General features: G+C 42.1%; 19 protein-coding genes and 1 riboswitch. Of the genes, 14 read left to right on the forward strand and 5 right to left on the reverse strand.

All coding sequences use genetic code 11. From position 1 onward, the window contains the following. The first annotated feature begins 6 nt into the window (after positions 1-6). The 3 genes from modA to modC are packed head-to-tail and all read left to right on the forward strand — an operon-like array spanning position 7 to position 2,548. A complete protein-coding gene (gene modA / locus EAE89_RS01815; protein WP_214085282.1) occupies positions 7-777 on the forward strand; it encodes a molybdate ABC transporter substrate-binding protein in 771 nt (256 codons plus the stop codon). Positions 778-794: 17 nt separating this feature from the next. After that, a complete protein-coding gene (gene modB / locus EAE89_RS01820; RefSeq protein WP_054475114.1) occupies positions 795-1,487 on the forward strand; it encodes a molybdate ABC transporter permease subunit in 693 nt (230 codons plus the stop codon). Further along, positions 1,481-2,548 carry a molybdenum ABC transporter ATP-binding protein ModC gene (gene modC, locus EAE89_RS01825; RefSeq protein ID WP_214085283.1) on the forward strand — a complete coding sequence of 356 codons (1,068 nt, stop codon included), beginning with the start codon at positions 1,481-1,483 and terminating at the stop codon, positions 2,546-2,548. Before modB ends, modC begins: the two co-directional genes overlap by 7 nt. A gap of 157 nt (positions 2,549-2,705) precedes the next feature. Here the strand turns inward: modC and EAE89_RS01830 are convergent, their stop codons facing one another. Continuing rightward, positions 2,706-3,524: a pyridoxal phosphatase gene (locus EAE89_RS01830; protein ID WP_214085284.1), complete on the reverse strand. Its 819-nt coding sequence runs from the start codon at positions 3,522-3,524 to the stop codon at positions 2,706-2,708. Between the two features lie 146 nt (positions 3,525-3,670). On the opposite strand from EAE89_RS01830, the gene pgl reads away from it, so the two are divergent. Continuing rightward, positions 3,671-4,660, forward strand: coding sequence for a 6-phosphogluconolactonase (gene pgl / locus EAE89_RS01835; RefSeq protein ID WP_054475110.1), 990 nt, complete (start codon positions 3,671-3,673; stop codon positions 4,658-4,660). Positions 4,661-4,773: 113 nt separating this feature from the next. Here the strand turns inward: pgl and bioA are convergent, their stop codons facing one another. Next, positions 4,774-6,045: an adenosylmethionine--8-amino-7-oxononanoate transaminase gene (gene bioA / locus EAE89_RS01840; protein WP_214085285.1), complete on the reverse strand. Its 1,272-nt coding sequence runs from the start codon at positions 6,043-6,045 to the stop codon at positions 4,774-4,776. Between the two features lie 95 nt (positions 6,046-6,140). On the opposite strand from bioA, the gene bioB reads away from it, so the two are divergent. Genes bioB through bioD form a run of 4 tightly spaced genes read left to right on the forward strand, consistent with a single transcriptional unit; the run spans position 6,141 to position 9,753 of the window. Then, positions 6,141-7,178, forward strand: a complete 1,038-nt coding sequence (gene bioB / locus EAE89_RS01845) for a biotin synthase BioB (RefSeq protein WP_054475105.1) — start codon at positions 6,141-6,143, stop codon at positions 7,176-7,178. Beyond that, positions 7,178-8,329, forward strand: a complete 1,152-nt coding sequence (gene bioF, locus EAE89_RS01850; RefSeq protein WP_149616423.1) for an 8-amino-7-oxononanoate synthase — start codon at positions 7,178-7,180, stop codon at positions 8,327-8,329. The genes bioB and bioF overlap by 1 nt, the downstream gene beginning before the upstream one ends. Beyond that, positions 8,313-9,080, forward strand: coding sequence for a malonyl-ACP O-methyltransferase BioC (gene bioC / locus EAE89_RS01855; protein ID WP_054475100.1), 768 nt, complete (start codon positions 8,313-8,315; stop codon positions 9,078-9,080). Before bioF ends, bioC begins: the two co-directional genes overlap by 17 nt. Beyond that, the gene (bioD, locus tag EAE89_RS01860; protein ID WP_149616410.1) at positions 9,073-9,753 is read left to right on the forward strand and encodes a dethiobiotin synthase; all 681 of its coding nucleotides are present in this window, start codon (positions 9,073-9,075) and stop codon (positions 9,751-9,753) included. The genes bioC and bioD overlap by 8 nt, the downstream gene beginning before the upstream one ends. A gap of 223 nt (positions 9,754-9,976) precedes the next feature. Here bioD and EAE89_RS01865 read toward each other — a convergent pair whose 3' ends face one another. Continuing rightward, positions 9,977-10,870 (reverse strand): queuosine precursor transporter, encoded by an 894-nt coding sequence (locus tag EAE89_RS01865; protein ID WP_149616411.1) that lies wholly within the window; start codon positions 10,868-10,870, stop codon positions 9,977-9,979. Beyond that, a complete protein-coding gene (locus EAE89_RS01870; protein ID WP_054475094.1) occupies positions 10,871-11,485 on the reverse strand; it encodes a helix-turn-helix domain-containing protein in 615 nt (204 codons plus the stop codon). A gap of 1,888 nt (positions 11,486-13,373) precedes the next feature. Between EAE89_RS01870 and uvrB the strand changes: the two genes are divergently transcribed. After that, the gene (gene uvrB / locus EAE89_RS01875; RefSeq protein ID WP_214085286.1) at positions 13,374-15,383 is read left to right on the forward strand and encodes an excinuclease ABC subunit UvrB; all 2,010 of its coding nucleotides are present in this window, start codon (positions 13,374-13,376) and stop codon (positions 15,381-15,383) included. Here uvrB and yvcK read toward each other — a convergent pair whose 3' ends face one another. Next, a complete protein-coding gene (gene yvcK / locus EAE89_RS01880; RefSeq protein WP_054475090.1) occupies positions 15,384-16,292 on the reverse strand; it encodes a uridine diphosphate-N-acetylglucosamine-binding protein YvcK in 909 nt (302 codons plus the stop codon). It lies immediately after the preceding gene. A gap of 254 nt (positions 16,293-16,546) precedes the next feature. Further along, positions 16,547-16,691, forward strand: a riboswitch (molybdenum cofactor riboswitch). Between yvcK and moaA the strand changes: the two genes are divergently transcribed. The 5 genes from moaA (at position 16,678) to EAE89_RS01905 (ending at position 19,769) form a co-directional block, all read left to right on the forward strand. After that, positions 16,678-17,661: a GTP 3',8-cyclase MoaA gene (gene moaA / locus EAE89_RS01885; protein ID WP_200905745.1), complete on the forward strand. Its 984-nt coding sequence runs from the start codon at positions 16,678-16,680 to the stop codon at positions 17,659-17,661. Its footprint overlaps the riboswitch before it by 14 nt. Before the next feature lie 37 nt (positions 17,662-17,698). Continuing rightward, positions 17,699-18,175 (forward strand): cyclic pyranopterin monophosphate synthase MoaC, encoded by a 477-nt coding sequence (gene moaC / locus EAE89_RS01890; RefSeq protein WP_054475089.1) that lies wholly within the window; start codon positions 17,699-17,701, stop codon positions 18,173-18,175. Continuing rightward, entirely contained in the window at positions 18,175-18,420 is a 246-nt protein-coding gene (gene moaD / locus EAE89_RS01895; RefSeq protein WP_214085287.1) for a molybdopterin synthase sulfur carrier subunit, read from the forward strand. The genes moaC and moaD overlap by 1 nt, the downstream gene beginning before the upstream one ends. Positions 18,421-18,423: 3 nt before the next feature. Then, on the forward strand, positions 18,424-18,879 hold the full coding sequence (moaE, locus tag EAE89_RS01900) for a molybdopterin synthase catalytic subunit MoaE (protein ID WP_214085288.1): 456 nt from the start codon (positions 18,424-18,426) through the stop codon (positions 18,877-18,879). 179 nt (positions 18,880-19,058) lie between these two features. Further along, positions 19,059-19,769 (forward strand): Bax inhibitor-1/YccA family protein, encoded by a 711-nt coding sequence (locus EAE89_RS01905; protein ID WP_054475082.1) that lies wholly within the window; start codon positions 19,059-19,061, stop codon positions 19,767-19,769. Positions 19,770-19,800 lie beyond the last annotated feature (31 nt).

The following is a 19,800-nucleotide window of genomic DNA, read 5'->3' on the forward strand; positions in this document are numbered from 1 at the left end:
AAACAAATGAAAAAGAGTTTTGACAAGTTGTTGATAGGCATCGTTTTTTCTTTTGCTTTAGCATGGCAGGCATGGGCTACGGAAAAAGTAACAGTATTCGCTGCTGCCTCGCTGACCAATGCACTTGATGATATTTTGATACAGTATAAGCAAGAGACAAAAGGGGATGTGGTGGCTTCTTATGCATCATCTTCTACTTTGGCTCGTCAGATTGTACAAGGCGCTCCGGCAGATATTTTTATTTCCGCAGATCAACAGTGGATGGATTATGTTTCTGGGAAGGAACTGATTATTAATAAAACCCGTTTTACTATTCTGGGTAATCAATTGGTTCTGATTGCATCGAAAGATAGCAAACTCGATCAAGTTGAAATTAATAAAGAGACAAAATGGAAATCCTTGCTGAACGGGGGTCGCCTAGCGGTCGGTGATCCGGATCATGTTCCGGTTGGTATCTATGCTAAAGAATCATTGCAATATTTGAGGGTATGGGAGACGGTTAATCCTCTGCTAGCTCGTACTAGTAACGTACGCAGTGGTATGGCGTTGGTGGAACGTGTTGAAGCTCCATTGGGGATTGTTTATGGTTCAGATGCAGCTGCCAGTAATAAAGTCAAAGTTGTGGGGATTTTCCCGGAAGAGAGCCACAAACCGATTGAATACCCAATGGCGATTATCAAAGATCACAATAATCCGGTAGTTCTCCGTTTTTATGAATATTTGAAAACCCCTGAAGCCGCGGCAATTTTCAAACGTTACGGTTTTCGTCCACTTTAGGAATAGATCTTTTGGAGATGTTGAGTGAATACGAATGGCAAGCCATTATCCTGAGTCTGAAAGTTTCAGGTGTGGCGGTGTTATTCAGTCTGCCATTTGGGATTTTGATGGCGTGGATTCTTGTTCGTTTCCGGTTTCCCGGTAAATCATTACTTGACAGCCTCATCCACTTGCCGCTGGTGTTGCCGCCAGTGGTCGTGGGATATTTACTGCTGATCAGCATGGGGCGTCGTGGATTTATTGGCGAATGGTTATATGATTGGTTTGGGATAAGTTTTGCATTTAGTTGGCATGGTGCTGCGCTGGCTTCTGCTGTTGTTGCTTTTCCGCTGATGGTCAGGGCAATACGGCTGGCGTTGGAAAGTGTTGACCGACGTTTGGAACAGGCAGCTCGTACTCTAGGGGCCAATCCGTTTAGAGTATTTTTTACCATCACACTTCCTCTTTCTTTGCCGGGTATTATTGTTGGTACCATTTTGGCATTTGCTCGTTCATTGGGTGAATTTGGGGCAACTATCACCTTTGTATCGAATATTCCAGGTGAAACGCGAACAATCCCTTTGGCAATGTATACCCTGATTGAAACGCCTGGAGCAGAAATTGCTGCGGCTCGTTTATGTGTAATTGCGATTATTCTTGCGTTGGTGTCACTGATGGTTTCTGAATGGTTAACCCGTTGGGGCAGGAAACGTCTGGGGGCAACATGTTAAAACTGGATTTTGAAAAGCAGCTTGGTGATCTGCATTTACAGGTTAATACGCAGTTGCCAACAGAAGGTATCACGGCTGTTTTTGGCCTTTCAGGTGCAGGGAAAACTTCACTGATAAATGTTATTGCTGGCTTGATACATCCACAAAAAGGGCGGGTTATCCTCAATGATCATACATTGGTGGATATTGAAAAAGGTATCTGCTTGCCATCAGAGCAACGCCGTATAGGTTATGTCTTTCAGGATGCTCGGCTTTTTCCGCATTATCGGGTAAAAGGCAATCTTCGATACGGTATGTCTCCAGTGATGAAGCCGGAATTTGATAGCATTATTAGTTTGCTGGGGATTGAGCATTTATTATCCCGTTTTCCTGTTACATTGTCCGGCGGTGAAAAACAGCGGGTTGCTATCGGTCGGGCTTTGTTGACTGCCCCTGAACTGCTTTTAATGGATGAGCCACTAGCATCGTTAGATCTTCCCCGTAAGCGAGAATTGTTGCCTTATCTTGAAAGGCTTTCTGACGATGTCAAAATTCCGATCTTGTATGTCAGCCACAATCTGGATGAAATTCTTCGCCTGGCTGAAAATGTGATTGTAATGGATAACGGGAAGGTTAGGGCAGTAGGAAAATTGGAGGAGGTTTGGTCCAGCAATGTATTACGCCTTTGGTTACAAAAAGAGACGCTCAGTAGCATTCTGAATGTCTCAATGGTTGAACACCATAGCCGTTATGAAATGACAGCGGTGGTATTAGCCGACCAGGTTTTATGGTTGCCTAAAATTGATGTTCAACCGGGAACTGATTTGCGTATCAGAATAGATGCTTCTGATGTTTCACTGGTCTTGGAGCCACCGCGTGGTAGCAGTATCCGTAATGTTTTGGCGGCAAAGGTGGTTGAATTTTTTGATGATGATGGGCAGGTAGATGTTAAATTGACGTTGAGTGGTCATTACTTATGGGCAAGCATTACTCCATGGGCAAGGGATGAGCTTAATTTGCGACAAGGACAGTGGCTTTATGCCCAGATAAAAAGCGTTTCTCTTAATCGGCAATTCTCTTAATCGGTAGTTGTAAGAATTGTCCTTGAGAGGCAAAGCTGCTATCTGTTTCTCTAAACGGGGACACCTACTACCATTATTGTCACTTGTCACTCATCACTCATGGGGTTTCCATTGAGAACGCCCCTGAGTGTCGTTTTGTAGGTATTGTTATCAGCAGTTAAAGAACATATTTGCGGATAACTTCGGCAATCCCTGGCTGAGTATTATCTAGAGTGACCAGATCAGCGCGCTCTTTGACTGTATCCACACTATTACCCATGGCAACACCAAGCCCGGCGGTTTCCAGCATACTCAGGTCATTGAAATTATCGCCAAAAGCGATAACATCTTTCATGCTTATTCCCTGTGATTCAACCCATTGTTTCAGACGCATTCCTTTACTGTTGCCTTTTTTGGCGATATCGACTTGATCAAGCCATGACCATTCACATTCCAAACCTATATCATTTTCGATCTGTTCAGTAATTTCTCGCAGTTTTGCTAAATCAGGAGAGCAGGTTGCAAATTTCCAGATAGACTGTACTTCACCAATAGCATGCTGAAAACTACTGACATGCTGCATATTTGGGCGTTGAGATTCAGGCAGGGTATTGGACCATGCTATGGTGCGGGCAATTGTGTCATGCAGTTCTTCATATAACATGGCATCATCTACATACATCAGACGGTGAATATCTGTGCCTTGCAAATATGTGAGAACTTTTATGGCTTCTTGAGGTGATAGCGGATTTGAGGCTAATACTTTCTTTTCATGGTAATCATACAGATAAGCACCATTACAGCAGATAGCAGGAGTATCTAGCTGCAAAGCCTGATAAAAGGGGTGAATAGCGACATGATGGCGGCCAGTAACAATCAGTACCTTAACACCCGCCTTACGGGCTTCATTCACGGCAACGAGTGATTCTGGCAAGATATTCTTTTGAGGAGCCAGTAATGTACCATCCAGATCCAGTGCAATAACGCGATATGACATAGGTTAGCCTCATAACTATATTAATGTAAAAGATATTACACTGTAACTGAATAAAGTTAAGCCAATTGTGCGGTGAGTTTAACCGATAAAATCAATAAAGAGTCGTTACAGGTTAATAAATGGTAACGGATAATTGAGGAGTGAAGATGAAACAAGTGGTTTATATAGCGAGTCCAAACAGTCGTCAAATTCATGTTTGGAGCCTGAATAGTGTGGGCGAGCTATCGTTGATTCAGGTAGTTGATGTGCCGGGAGAAGTACAACCCATGGTGGTTAGTCCGGATCGTAAGCACCTTTATGTTGGGGTCCGCCCACAATTCAGTATTGTTACTTACCAGATTGGCGCTAATGGAGAGTTAGTGCAGCAAGGGATTTCACCAATACCAGGCAGTCCGACGCATATTTCTACTGATAAGCAAGGCCGTTTTTTGTTCTCTGCTTCCTATAGTTATAACAATCTGAGTATCAACTCAATTGATGATCAAGGTATTGTCGGCGCGCCTGTTCAGGTTATTGAAGGCTTGCAAACTCCGCATTCAGCCAATATTGATTGGGATAATAAACAGTTATTGGTTCCTTGTCTGAAAGAAGATCACACGCGTATTTTTGAGATAGCAGAAGAGAGTCCTCTGGTCGAGCAGCGAGCGGAGGAAGTGACTACAGCAACGGGTGCTGGTCCTCGCCATATGGCTTTCCACCCGAATCAACAGGTGATTTACTGTATTAATGAATTGGACGCTACTGTTGATGTTTATCGTAAGTGGGAGAAATACCGGATTATTCAGACTATCGATTCATTGCCGAAGGATTTTGCTGGTGTTCGTTGGTCTGCGGATATTCATATTACACCGGACGGTCGTCACCTTTATACCAGCGAACGTACCTCAAGTTTGATTAGCCATTTTGTTATTTCACCAGACGGTTTCAATTTGACTCTGGCAGGACATTATAAAACTGAAACCCAGCCCCGCGGTTTTGCTATCGATCATAGTGGGAAATACTTGATTGTATCCGGTCAGAAATCTGACCATATCTCAGTTTCTTCTATTGATGAATATACCGGTAATTTGACTGAATTAAGCCGTTATCCAGTTGGTAAAGGTCCAATGTGGGTAACAGTGCTGGCGATAAATTAATATGTGAATGGTGATAATGGACAGATAGCAGATACTTGCTCTTTTGTTCCATTATCACTGGCTGAACTTATATGTTATCCGTAACTTCAGGAAGTGTGCTTAATAACAGGAAATCACAAATTGATTGCACTGGAAATAGCCATTGTCAGGCGTGAAAGTTGCTCTGGCTGAATAATATAAGGTGGCATCAAATAGATTAGCTTGCCAAATGGCCTAATCCAGACACCTTTAGAGACAAAATGGTGTTGCAACCTAGCCATATCCACCGGCTGTTTCATCTCTACCACGCCAATTGCACCTAATACCCGGACATCAGCGACTTTTTCATGGAATTTTAGTGACATCAGCTCAGTACGTAATTGGTTTTCAATGGATTTAATTCGTTGTTGCCAGGGGCTTTGTAATAACAATTTCAAATTGGCTTCTGCTACAGCACACGCTAATGGATTTCCCATGAATGTTGGACCATGCATAAAACAGCCTGCTTCACCGTTGCTGATAGTATCGGCTACCTTACGCGTTGTTAGCGTTGCTGATAGCGTCATATAGCCGCCTGTCAGCGCTTTTCCTACACATAAAATGTCCGGCTCAATTTCAGCGTGTTCACAGGCAAACAATTTTCCTGTGCGACCAAAACCGGTGGCAATTTCATCCGCGATTAGCAGAATCTGATGTTGATCACAGAGCGCTCTGACTTGACGTAGATATTCAGGATGATAAATCCGCATTCCCCCAGCACCTTGTACAATAGGTTCCAGAATCACCGCAGCAATCTCATGGGAATACTGCTCCAGCAAAGTGCGGAATGGGATGATATCTTGTTCATTCCATTGAGAATTAAATCCACACTGAGGTGATGCGGCAAACAGATGTGGTGGTAGATAGCCTTTGTAAAGATTATGCATTGAATTGTCGGGATCACAGACAGACATAGCGCCGAACGTGTCACCATGATAACCATGACGTAATGTCAAAATGCGCTGACGTTTTTCACCTTTTGCTTGCCAGTATTGCAATGCCATTTTCAGCGCTACTTCTACCGCAACAGAACCTGAATCAGCCAGAAATACACATTCGAGTGTTGGTGCAGAGATCGCGACTAGTTGCCTACACAGTGCGACCGCAGATGGATGAGTTATTCCACCAAACATCACATGAGACATCTTATCAATCTGAGCCTTAGCTGCCTGATTCAGTACCGGATGGTTATATCCATGAATGGCAGACCACCATGAAGACATGCCATCTATCAGTTTACGACCATCAGCCAGTTCCAGCTCCACCCCAGAAGCGCTAACAACAGGGTAAACCGGGAGTGGTTTGGTCATGGAGGTATAAGGATGCCAGATATGGCGCAGATCAAATTCAATATCGGAAGAAATCATAATGGATACATGTAAACTAATTTATTTGAAATTGGTTGACAGTATAGCGACATTATTTAAACTGACGAGACTTTTTTCACACTGGAGATGTCATTGTGATTGAACGCAAGCAATGGACAATTAAGCAGGCGCAAGAACTGTTTGGTAAGCCTTTTTTTGAATTATTATTTCAAGCACAACAGGTTCACCGTATGTATTTTGACCCACAGCAGGTACAGGTCAGTACATTACTTTCCATCAAAACGGGCGCTTGCCCGGAAGATTGTAAATATTGCCCGCAAAGCTCCCGTTATAAAACAGGGCTTGAGAAAGAACGGCTGATGGAAGTGGAGCAGGTGATTGATTCTGCCCGTAAAGCTAAAAATGCAGGTTCCACCCGTTTCTGTATGGGGGCTGCGTGGAAAAATCCTCATGAACGGGATATGCCGTATTTGGAGAAAATGGTTAAAGAAGTCAAAGCGTTAGGGATGGAAACTTGCATGACGCTCGGCATGCTCAATAGTTCACAAGCTCAGCGGTTGGCAGATGCGGGATTAGATTACTACAACCACAATCTTGATACCTCGCCAGAATTTTATGGCAACATTATTACTACCCGGACCTATCAGGACAGATTAGATACTCTCGATAAGGTGAGGGATGCGGGAATAAAAGTCTGCTCTGGTGGTATTGTCGGCTTGGGGGAAGAGATTCGCGATCGGGCTGCTTTGCTGGTGCAACTGGCGAATTTGCCAAAACCGCCGGAGAGTGTACCAATCAATATGCTGGTAAAAGTCAAAGGCACTCCACTGGCTGATAACGAAGATGTAGACCCTTTTGATTTTATCCGCACGATTGCCGTTGCCAGGATCATGATGCCGGCTTCTCATGTTCGATTATCCGCAGGCCGCGAACAGATGAATGAGCAGACGCAGGCAATGTGTTTTATGGCTGGCGCCAATTCTATTTTTTATGGCTGCAAGTTATTAACTACGCCTAATCCGGCGGAAGATAAGGATTTACAACTATTCCGAAAATTGGGTATTAATCCTCAGCAGACGCAGACGGCATTCGGGGATAATCAGCAGCAGCAGTATTTGGCAGAAGCCATCATTAATGCAGATAACGAACAATTTTATAATGCGGCATTATGATGAATTGGTCAGCTTATCTTTCCCGACAATTATCCGAGCGCCGGGACTCTTCTTTATGGCGTCAGCGGCAGGTTAATCAGAAATCAGATGGACGATTTTTATATACCTTTGATGGCAAATATCTCAATTTTTCCAGTAATGATTACCTTGGGTTAAGTGCAAATCCCGCAGTTATTTCCGCATGGCAGCAGGGAGCGGAACAATATGGCGTTGGGAGTGGTGGTTCAGGTCATGTTACCGGTTATACGCAAGCTCATCAGGTGCTGGAACAGCAATTAGCTAATTGGTTGGGTTATCCAAAAGCATTACTGTTCATTTCAGGATATTCCGCTAATCAGGGGGTGATTGCCGCGTTAATGACGAAGCAGGATCGAATTATTGCAGATCGTCTGAGTCATGCCTCATTAATGGAGGCTGCCATGCATTCCCCTGCTCAGTTGCGGCGTTTTCTACATAATCAACCTGAATCACTTAAGGATTTACTGGCAAAACCTTGTGCTGGGAAAACCTTGGTAGTGACGGAAGGGGTGTTCAGTATGGATGGTGACAGGGCACCATTGTCTGATATTTATCAGCAAACCAACGCTTCTGGAAACTGGTTAATGGTGGATGATGCTCATGGTATTGGTGTCTGTGGTGAACAGGGTAGGGGAAACTGCTGGCAACAGGAAGTAAAACCAGAAATCCTGATTGTGACTTTTGGCAAAGCATTTGGGTTGAGTGGTGCTGCGGTGCTTTGTGATGAGCAGACAGCTGAATATCTGATTCAATACTCACGTCATCTTATCTACAGCACTTCTATGCCTCCGGCACAAGCGCAGGCTATTTCGGAAGCGGTCCGGCAGATACAATCTGGTGATGAATTGCGTCAACGATTACAGCAGAATATTGATTATTTCCGTCAGCGAGCACAGAAATTACCATTTACCCTGACAGATTCAGCCACGGCGATCCAGCCATTGATGGTTGGCAATAATGAACTAAGTGTGTCTTTATCCCAATATCTGCAACAAAACGGTATTTGGGTCAAAGCTATTCGCCCACCAACCGTACCACCGGGTAGCGCCAGACTACGTATCACACTGACTGCCAGTCATACGCAACAGGATATTGATATGCTGACGGAGGTGTTGTATGAGTTCCGTCGCTGAATCTGTCAATAAACGGGCGATTGCCGGGGCATTTGGACGAGCCGCTGCCAATTATGATGTTGTGGCAAAATTGCAACAGCAAACAGGTGAATTCCTCATGCAACAAGTGGATGGACATCCTGGAAGATTAGTATTGGATGCTGGCTGTGGTACCGGTTTTTTCAGTCACCGTTGGCGGCAACAGGGAAAGCAGGTGATTGCACTGGATTTGGCATCGGGTATGTTGGATCATGCTCGTAAACAGCAAGTGGCTGACTATTACTTGCAAGGGGATATTGAATGTTTAGGGCTTTCTGACGGCAGTGTTGATATCTGTTTCAGTAATCTGGTTGTTCAATGGTGTGATAATTTATCCGGCGCTTTAAAAGAACTTTACCGAGTAACCCGTCCTGGTGGACTGATTCTGTTTTCCACGTTGGCGCAAGGTTCGTTATATGAATTGAAGCAAGCTTGGAGTGTGGTTGATAATTATCAGCATATTAATCATTTTCTGCCACAACAGACGATTAAAGATGCTTGCCAGGGTTTCCGGCATTGCCTGATTAGTCAGGTCTATCGACAGCAATATCCTAATATCCTTCCTCTATTGGCCTCCTTGAAAGGGATTGGAGCGACTCATCTTCATAGTGGGCGCCAGCAGGGACTGATGACCCGTGGACGATTGACTGCTTTGGAACAGGCTTATCCACGAGAAAATAAACATTTACCTCTTAGTTATCAAATTATTTTTGGAGTTATTTATCGTGATTAAGAGCTGGTTTTTAACGGGTACAGATACTGAAGTGGGTAAAACAGTTGTAAGTTGTGCTTTGTTACAGGCTGCGAATAAATCGGGATATAAGACAGCAGGTTATAAGCCAGTGGCTTCGGGAAGTGAAATAACGCCAGAAGGCATTCGTAATTCGGATGCACTGGCATTAATGGCAAATAGTTCTGTACCTTTGCAATATGATGAAGTTAATCCATTAGTATTTGTTGAGGCGACATCACCCCATATTGTCAGTGCTGATTTAAAGCGACCTATTGATTTTTCTATTATGTCGGAAGGATTGCGCTGGCTAGAAAATAAAGCAGATTGGGTTTTGATAGAAGGTGCTGGCGGTTGGTATACCCCTTTATCGGAATCGGCGACTTTTGCTGACTGGGTAGTCAAAGAACAATTACCTGTTATTCTGACAGTTGGTGTGAAACTAGGTTGTATTAATCACGCACTACTCACCGCAGAAGCTATTAAACTTTCAGGATTACATCTTGCAGGCTGGATAGCTAATGAGGTTGAACCAGCGGGTAAACGCCAGAAAGAATATCTGGCGACATTAAAACATATGCTACCTGCTCCGTTATTAGGTGTTATTCCTCATTTGACGGGAGAATGTTTTGACCATTTAGGTGAGCATATAGATTTAAAATTACTAGTTAATTGAATTATTATTTATACCCTTCATCTTTCAAGTTGCTGCTTTGTTAGCTGCTTTCACTTACCCCAGTCACATAATTATCTATGTGACTGGGGATGCGTTCTCTTGCCGCCGCGCTGCAAATTGAAATCTATTGGGTATATAGTTAATAGGCCGGAAGAGCTTTCCGGCATAAAAATTATATTTTTCAGTAATTTTTCTATAGTTTGACAAAGGTATCTTCGCTATTTTATATTTCGGCAACTGCTTTGTTGGTTGGGTTATCGATTGGTCGATTGATATAATTACGAAATATCTTTCGTACCAGATAAATAGGGCCTACACCCAAGATAGAATAGGTAACTTTAATTAAGAACTGTGCGATAATCATTTCTTTTATGGTATCTATGCTGAGAACATCATAAAAAGCAATTGAGCAAAATATTATACTGTCGAATGCTGAAGCGATTACAGTACTGGTTATTACTCTCAGGAAAAGATATTTTGAATTCGTGAGAGACTTTATTTTACAGAGAAGATATGAGTTTATATTCTCAGAGATAAAATAGGCAAGGGATGATGCTAATAATACGGCTACGATACTATTAACTATTCCACTGTAAGTGTCACCGAATTCCCATTCTGGAACGCCGGGTATGAGTGCGGTTCCCCAAAGCCCCAATACAAAGAGTAAATTTGCTGCAAATGAGATAATAATTGTCCTTCTTGCCAGACGTAATCCGTAGAATTCGTTAAGAATATCGACCAGCAAGAAAGTTATTGGATAAATAAAAACACCAGGAGGAGTGACTATATTAAGAAAAGGGACATGAATGGGCTTCACGCCACATATTGTCGAGAAAATATAAATGGTACTGAGTGCGACACTGATGAGTAAATACGCTTGCCATGAACGTTCATGACGATCACCAAGTTCATAAGCTGTCACAATGTTACTGTGGCTGTATAATTTGCGATATAGTGTACTGAGTTCATGCCTGCTCAGATCTTCTGAAATATCACTGTCAACCAATTCTTTCAGCCCCATAGTAATGGTCTTACCCGTTGCCAGCACCATGATATTTGCTGATAATTTACCGTATCTTGTAAATCCCAATAACTTAAATTTCTGATTTGCCGGCATTTATAGTCTTTCTCCTACAATGTAGCCCAAAAATTGGGTAGACTTTTCGTGTTTTCTATCTATGCTGTCATGAGCTTTCTCTTGCCGGATAAAAAAACCAATTTTATTAGAGTAATACAATAATGGGGTATTGGTTACTAATGCGGGAGGTCGTTTTATTATGATCACTTCACCGGGTATAAAGATATCTTCTATTTCCGATTCGACTTTGATGGCTAGCATATTTGATTCGTCACCAAAGAAATAGGTAAGTGGGTACTCGGTAACAAGCTGGCCTATTTTTTTCTCAGAGACGGATAAGAATTCAGATTGTGGAATGATCGGTATGGCTGAAGGGTTTTTATTTCCTTCTGTTGAAAGAGTTTCATTGAGGCGTTCTAATTGTTCAAGGTCGTAATTTTCTATTTCCTCACAGGAAACACCGAAAAAATCGGAAATTCGGAGAATAGTAGATTGTTGTACGTTATTGACTTGTCCATCCAGAATTTTATAAATTGTGGTGCGTGTTAATCCTGTTCGATTAGAGAATGAGCTCTTTGTTTCACCTCGGGTACGTATCAGATATTCTATATTCTTAATGATATTTGTTTTTCGCTGTGCGTTAGACGTTTTCATGAGAATCCCTTATGTAAAAATTACTGTATTACTATATTGCATACTGATATTTTCCAGTGTGAAAAAAACACTCATTGCAATAATTTATTGATTTTACTTTAATATCTTATATGTCAGGTTGTTGATATTAGCATATTTTGTGTCAAAAAATGCTCATGAATTTAAATTTATATTTAAAAAATAAAAGTTAAATCATGGTATTAAGTGAAATTCATTATAAAGTTTACACGAAAATGAACTTTATGTTTATTTTTATGTTGACTTTACGGATTCTATTACAATAATGTTAAGTTGTGTTGATGTGTTTTTTAGTAGTTTAATAGCATCAAACAAAACATTATTCCAACTATAAGTCTCTCGGGGGAGAGCTATTTTACCCTTCGAGTTTGAAAACTGGTTATTTCTTTTAGCACTAGGGAACCACTCTAGAATAGAGGAAGTGAAATAAACATCTTGGTTTAAATTAATAAATTAACTAAATGGTAACGCTATAAAAATAGCCAAGGAGTGGCAGTACACAAATGTTTTGGGATAACATAGATGCTTTGGAACAGCAAACGATTGAAATTGTGGATGATAGGTACAAAGGTGAACTGATTTTAATGGTTTTTGATCGAAAATAGCCAGCGGAATATTAGATGTATTGTTAAGGCAATGTAGATCCTATATTTTTGTATCTATCATTTTTTTGAAAACTCACTATGGAATCCATCTTATATACCCAATAGATTTCAAGATGCATCGCGACGGTAAGGGAGCTAATCCCCGGGAGCATAGATAACCATGTCATAGATAACACTGTGACCGGGGTGAGTGAGTGCAGCCAATAAAGAGGCAACTTGAAAGATAACAGATATAGAGCAGTTGGCGTGTTGATATGAATTTATCAAGGATATACATTATATCCTTGATAAAGATGTAATGTTACGCGTATCAATAAGGTGATTTTTTTCTTGATAACATTGTCCTGCTCCCTTCTTGAAGCAAGGGGGTCATAATAATGAAATTGAATTTGTTGTTACCGGAAACATAGGAAATAAGAGTTATTCCTATTATTGAAATGAAAATGATCATTTTATTCCGAATAGGTGGAAGCCATGACTATCTCCTCTATTATGTAAGCAAGTTTTGTACAAGAAAACTGCTTGCTGGTTTTTATTGAATAAAAATTCTGCCCTGAAATTAGCATCGTTTGCTGTTTGAGACAGTAAGGCCCGTTTATCTCGACAGATACCCTTATGTGGGCAGCATTGAACAGATTTAGCAAAAATTGCCGTAAATCTTGGTCCAATGCAAGAGTGTTGCGAAAGCTAATCTGGTCGTGTGAGAGCAATTACTTCATTTTGTGCCGAATTTCAATAAGAAAATTCTTATTTTTTCAGGAGAATTATGTTTTTTCCTGATAGTGAATAACTAGAATTATAAGGTTAAAAAAATAGTAAAAATTTTTACTGTTGGGGGTTACTTCTTTTGTGGGACGATGTTGCAACTTCGTACTGTTAATAGGGTTTATAGAGTTATCCACTATTCCTGTGGATAACCTTGTGCATTAGACTTAGAAAAGGTGCGTAACGCAAGAAAATACGCGGCTTTAGTTAAGGTTGATGTTATTCTCGTCTTAGTTTTAATTTATTTTAATATCAATAAGTTAATTAAAATCAAGCCCTGGATGTTCGGGGATGATACCTCGTGTTATTACCTTTCAGTCGATCATATGAAAAATGAAAAAATCAAGATGATTTTGGGGATAAAATAATATTTATTTTGATATTAATGGATCAATTAATGTAGAAGTTACCTGAATTAAGTATGTTTTTGTAAAACTGGCTTGAAGCTGGTTTTTTATCCAGTATTATAGATAAACGAGTTTTGGGAAAGTGAGATACCTATGAGTAAGGTGTTCAAATTACGTTCTGACTTCGAGCCTGGTGGTGATCAACCAGAGGCAATTCGCCAATTGCAGGAAGGGTTGGAGGACGGGCTTGCCCATCAGACTCTGCTAGGAGTAACGGGGTCAGGTAAAACATTCACTATTGCTAATGTAATAGTGAATTTAAACCGGCCAACCATGGTACTTGCTCCGAACAAGACATTGGCGGCTCAGCTTTACAGTGAAATGAAAGATTTCTTTCCAGAGAATGCGGTAGAATATTTTGTGTCCTACTACGATTATTACCAGCCTGAAGCTTATGTCCCGAGTTCTGATACTTTTATAGAAAAAGATGCCTCAGTAAACGAACATATCGAACAAATGCGCTTATCTGCAACGAAGGCTTTGCTGGAGCGGCGGGATGTGATAGTGGTTGCATCTGTATCGGCTATCTATGGTTTGGGTGATCCGGATAGTTACTTGAAAATGATGCTCCATCTGACCAACGGTATGATCATCGATCAGCGCTCAATTCTGCGGCGTTTGGCCGAACTGCAATATACCCGCAATGATCAGGCATTTCAGCGGGGGACATTCAGAGTACGTGGTGAGGTGATTGATATCTTCCCGGCTGAATCTGATGAACACGCTTTGCGTGTTGAACTGTTTGATGATGAGGTAGAACGGCTGTCACTGTTTGATCCGTTGACAGGACAAGTTCAGTACAATGTTCCACGGTATACGGTTTATCCGAAAACTCACTATGTTACCCCGCGAGAGCGTATTGTTCAGGCAATGGAAGAGATTAAGGTGGAGCTTGAGCAGCGGCGCAAGGTATTGCTGGCAAATGGTAAATTGCTGGAAGAGCAGCGTGTTACTCAGCGTACTCAGTTCGATTTGGAAATGATGAATGAACTAGGCTATTGCTCCGGCATTGAAAACTATTCCCGTTACCTTTCTGGTCGTGCCGAAGGAGAGCCACCTCCAACATTGTTTGATTACCTCCCTGCTGATGGTTTGCTGGTGGTGGATGAATCACACGTTACAATCCCGCAAATTGGTGGTATGTACCGAGGAGATCGTTCTCGTAAAGAAACGTTGGTGGAATACGGTTTCCGTATGCCTTCCGCGTTGGATAACCGCCCATTGCGATTTGAAGAATTTGAAGCACTAGCTCCGCAGACAATTTATGTTTCTGCAACACCAGGCAAATATGAACTAGAAAAATCTGCTGGTGATGTCGTGGAACAAGTAGTGCGTCCTACCGGTTTGCTTGATCCTGAAGTGGAAGTTCGTCCGGTAACAACTCAGGTTGATGATCTATTATCCGAAATCCGCACTCGGGTGGTGAAAAATGAGCGGGTGCTGGTGACGACTCTGACTAAGAGAATGGCAGAGGATTTAACTGAGTATTTGGAAGAACACGGTGAGCGGGTTCGTTATTTGCACTCAGACATCGATACCGTTGAACGGGTGGAAATTATCCGGGACCTTCGTTTAGGTGAGTTTGATGTATTGGTAGGTATTAACTTGCTGCGGGAAGGGTTGGATATGCCAGAAGTTTCTCTGGTAGCAATTCTTGATGCTGATAAAGAAGGTTTCCTGCGTTCTGAACGTTCATTAATTCAAACTATTGGACGGGCAGCCCGTAACTTGCATGGTAAAGCGATTCTTTATGGCGATAAAATTACAAATTCAATGGCGAAAGCGATTGGTGAAACAGAGCGCCGTCGTGCCAGGCAGCAAATATTTAATGAAGAGCATGGTATTGTTCCAAAAGGTCTGAATAAGAGGATCGGTGATATTCTGCAAATTGGGCAGCCTGCTGGTGGTAAAGGGAAAACCAGAGGCAAAACGGTTGTCACAACAGAAGCATTCAGCAAGCTATCCGCCAAAGAGTTGGAAAACAAAATCCGCGAGCTGGAAGCGAAAATGTACCAGCATGCGCAGGATCTTGAATTCGAACAGGCGGCTAATGTTCGGGATCAGGTTCAGACATTGCGTGAGCAGTTTATTACCAATTCATGATTAGCCAAGGTTTTGCAGGGTATTCTCCAACGCCTGATGCAGTAATTCACGGTCGTGGCGGTAGGGGATATCCTGTGCTTCCAGTATTTGCTGAGTAACAATTCGGTCACTGAGTCCACTGATATCTGTGCAGGGGCCGACAATAACTGCGTCGATTATCCGATGCCCAATTTTGCTTTCCATCATTTCTAGCTTATCTTTCAGTGTCAGCTCTGCTGCGGCAACACTTAATTCTTTCCCAAGATTACCAATATAAATCATATTGGCGTTGCTACGACGCAGTGCTTGGGTTAAATCTTCAAGTAACAGTAATGGCATCAGACTGGTAAAAAAACTGCCGGGGCCGATAACAATAAGATCGGCCTGAGTGATAGCATCCAGTGCCTCTTTTGTCGCTGTAGCTGGAGGGTATAACATTAATTCCTGTGGAATGCAGTTCGACTGATCAATATTGACTTCACCATAAATGGTGTTGCCTTGATCGTCTATTGCCATCAGGTCAACTGGCTGTTCGGACATTGGAATCAGATGAGAATTAACTTTCAGCAAGCTACGGATTAAATTAATCGCCTCAAGAGGTCTGACACTTAAATGATCCAACGCCTTAAGCATCAGATTACCTAGGTTATGACCCGCTAGCTCCCCATTACCACCGAAACGGTACTCAAACATTGCTGATGCAACGCTGGGTTCGGTAATAAGCTGATTTAAACAATTACGGGTATCTCCCCAGGCAATACCGCCTTCAGAACGCCGGATTCTTCCAGTTGAGCCACCATTATCTGTCGTGGTGACAATGCCTGTCAGGCGGGAGCCTAGTGATGAAAGAGAGGACATGACACGCCCAAGGCCATGACCTCCGCCTAGAGCAACTACCCGATCTAAATCGGCTAATGTGCGGTTTCGCATAGAATTCCTGTTGCTGACTGAACTTATATTTACCGAATAATTTTAGCGTAATTTATTATAAAACACGATTAATTGGATTGGTGCCGTGATTTAACACAAGTTTTTACTAATGATCATTATGATTGTTTGTTATTTGTTCTTGAATTTGCTAAGTCATTGTATAATAAATTATATAACGAAAGTGGATATTCGCATTTTTCTTTTTTAAGCGCTAGAATTTATATTGAGAATGTCGTTTTACACTGAATCATAGGTGTTGAAATTAACGCCTAGCTTCTGCATCTAAGTCACCGTTTTGTACAGCGATATGATGCTTTGGCCGTGACCACTGAGTCACCAGGGTGTGGTGCAGAAATGCCCGCATCTCCCATATTTGGAAGGTGTTATTGTGGAACAACTCACAGATGCTTTTGCCCGCAAGTTTTATTACTTGAGGCTCTCAATCACTGATGTATGTAATTTTCGGTGCACTTATTGCCTGCCGGATGGTTATAAACCTCGCGGGCACCACTCCTTTTTGACATTATCTGAAATCCGTTATATTGGTCGAGCGTTTGCTGATCTTGGTACAGAGAAAATACGTTTGACAGGTGGCGAACCAACTATGCGCCGTGATTTCACTGATATCGTTTCCTCTATTCGTGAAAATAAATTAATTAAAACCCTTGCTGTGACTACAAATGGTTATCGGATGGAACGTGATGTTGCCAGATGGAAGGAGGCTGGTTTAACCGCAGTGAATGTCAGTATGGATTCGCTAGATCCCCGCCAGTTTCATGCGATTACCGGACAGGACAAATTTTTTCAGGTGATGGGGGGGATTGATGCGGCATTTGAAGCGGGATTCAGTAAAGTGAAGGTTAATGTGGTGCTGATGAAAAACGTTAATGATATCAGTCTGCCAGCTTTCCTGCATTGGATAAAAGATCGTCCGATTCAATTGCGATTTATTGAATTAATGGAGACCGGTGACGGTGGTGAAATGTTTCGCAAGTATCACATTCCCGGTGAGACTATTCGTGAACACTTGTTACACAATGGTTGGAATCAACTTCAACGCTCACGTAGTGATGGCCCAGCTCAGGTTTTCAGTCATCCTGATTATCAGGGAGAAATTGGTTTGATTATGCCTTATGAAAAAGATTTCTGCCGGAGCTGTAATCGTCTGCGTGTTTCTGCAATAGGTAATCTTCACTTATGTCTGTTTGGTGAACAGGGGATACCACTGCGAGATTTGTTATCGAACGAAGCACAACTGGATGATCTGAAATTGCGTATTCAGGGGGGATTACGTCATAAACGGGAAACCCATTTCCTTCATCAAGGTGACAGCGGTATCACACCAAATCTTTCTGTCATCGGCGGTTAATTGACTGTTTTGATATTGTTTTTTTCAGGAGTTAGAAATGTCTCAATTGACTCACATTAATTCTACCGGCGAAGCCCATATGGTTGATGTTTCTGCGAAAGCCGACACATCACGTGAGGCACGGGCAGAAGCTTTTGTTGAAATGAAGCCAGAAACATTGGCCGTGATTATTGAGGGTAGTCATCACAAAGGTGATGTGTTTGCAACCGCCCGGATTGCGGGTATTCAGGCGGCAAAGCGTACATGGGAATTAATTCCGCTTTGTCATCCATTATTGCTGACTAAAGTAGAAATCATGCTAGAAGCTCAGACAGAATATAACCGAGTAAGAATTGAATCTTGTTGTCGTCTGACAGGGAGAACCGGTGTCGAAATGGAGGCACTGACAGCGGCATCAGTCGCGGCTTTGACAATTTACGATATGTGTAAAGCTGTACAGAAAGATATGGTCATTGGACCAATTCGTTTGCTCGAGAAAATAGGCGGAAAATTAGGCCATTTTAAGGCGGAATAATGATAAAGGTACTGTTTTTTGCTCAAATACGGGAGCTGGTAGGTACTGATTCACTGGATTTAGATAATAGTTACACAACCGTTGATAGTTTAAGACATGAATTAATATCGAAAGGAGAACGTTGGGCTTTGGCGCTGGAAAATGGAAAATTGCTGTCAGCCGTAAACCAATCTTTTGTTCATGGCGGACATCCATTACAGGATGGTGATGAAGTGGCTTTTTTCCCACCAGTGACTGGAGGGTGATTAGTGGAAAATACCCGTATCTTTGTTGGCTTGGAAAATTTCAGTATAGGGGAGGAGTACGAGTGGCTTTCTCAATGTGATGAAGATGGTGCTATTGTCACTTTCACGGGTAAAGTTCGTAATCATAATTTGGGGGATAGTGTGAATGGATTGAGGCTGGAACACTATCCCGGCATGACGGAAAAAGTGCTACAGAGTATTATCATTGAAACACGCAGCCGTTGGCCATTGCAGCGAATCAGCATTATCCATCGGGTAGGTGAGTTCTATCCGGGTGATGAAATTGTGTTTGTTGGTGTCACGAGTGCGCATCGTAGCATGGCTTTTGACGCTGCTGAATTTATTATGGATTACCTAAAGACAAAGGCGCCTTTCTGGAAAAAAGAGTTATTGCCTGATGGTGAGCGTTGGGTTGAATCCCGTGAAAGCGATCAGGAAGCGGCGAGACGCTGGTTATGACGCTATTTCCTGTTTTTGCGAAACGCTTCGAAAACTGATGAGGTAAATAAACGACTATACAAGTAATTATTGAATGGTTAATTGTTTTGATTATATTCTGTGATAATGTATAAAACTTGAATGGGTTGTTGCTGTTAAACAGCCTGAATCTTTAAACATTGTCATAAAAGGTAAGCGTTATGGATCGATATCCACGCTCAAACGGTTCGATAATCCAACAGGCGGGAACCGGACTGCAAGCTTATATGGCCCAGGTTTATGGTTGGATGACTTGTGGTCTGTTGTTAACGGCGTTTGTGGCTTGGTATGCGTCACAAAGTGAGGCTGTTGTTGCATATATTTTCTCAAACTCAGTCGTTTTCTATGGATTGATTATTGCTCAGTTGGGATTGGTTTTTGTCCTCTCTGGCATGATTAACCGCATGGGCGCTTCATTAGCCACTGGGTTGTTTATGCTCTATTCAGCTCTGACAGGGCTAACGCTTTCCAGTATTTTTAAAATATATACTGGTGGCTCCATTGCGACTACTTTTGTCGTGACGGCGGGGATGTTTGGGGCACTGAGTTTTTACGGTTATACCACTAAACGTAGCCTGAGTGGCCTTGGTAGCTTCTTATTTATGGGATTGATCGGCATCATTTTGGCTTCTTTGGTTAACTTCTGGTTAAAGAGTGAAATGTTGATGTGGGCTGTAACCTACATTGGAGTAGTTATTTTTGCTGGTTTGACCGCTTATGACACTCAGAAGCTGAAAGAAATGGGTGAAGATCTGGATGTGAATGATAAAGAGAATTTGCGTAAATTCTCTATTGTTGGTGCATTGACTCTGTATCTGGACTTCATCAACATGTTCTTGATGTTGTTGCGTATTTTTGGCGATCGTCGCTAAATTTACTGATATGTTTCTGATAAAGCCCTGC

Source organism: Photorhabdus heterorhabditis, assembly GCF_018448905.1.
Classification (GTDB): Bacteria; Pseudomonadota; Gammaproteobacteria; order Enterobacterales; family Enterobacteriaceae; genus Photorhabdus; species Photorhabdus heterorhabditis.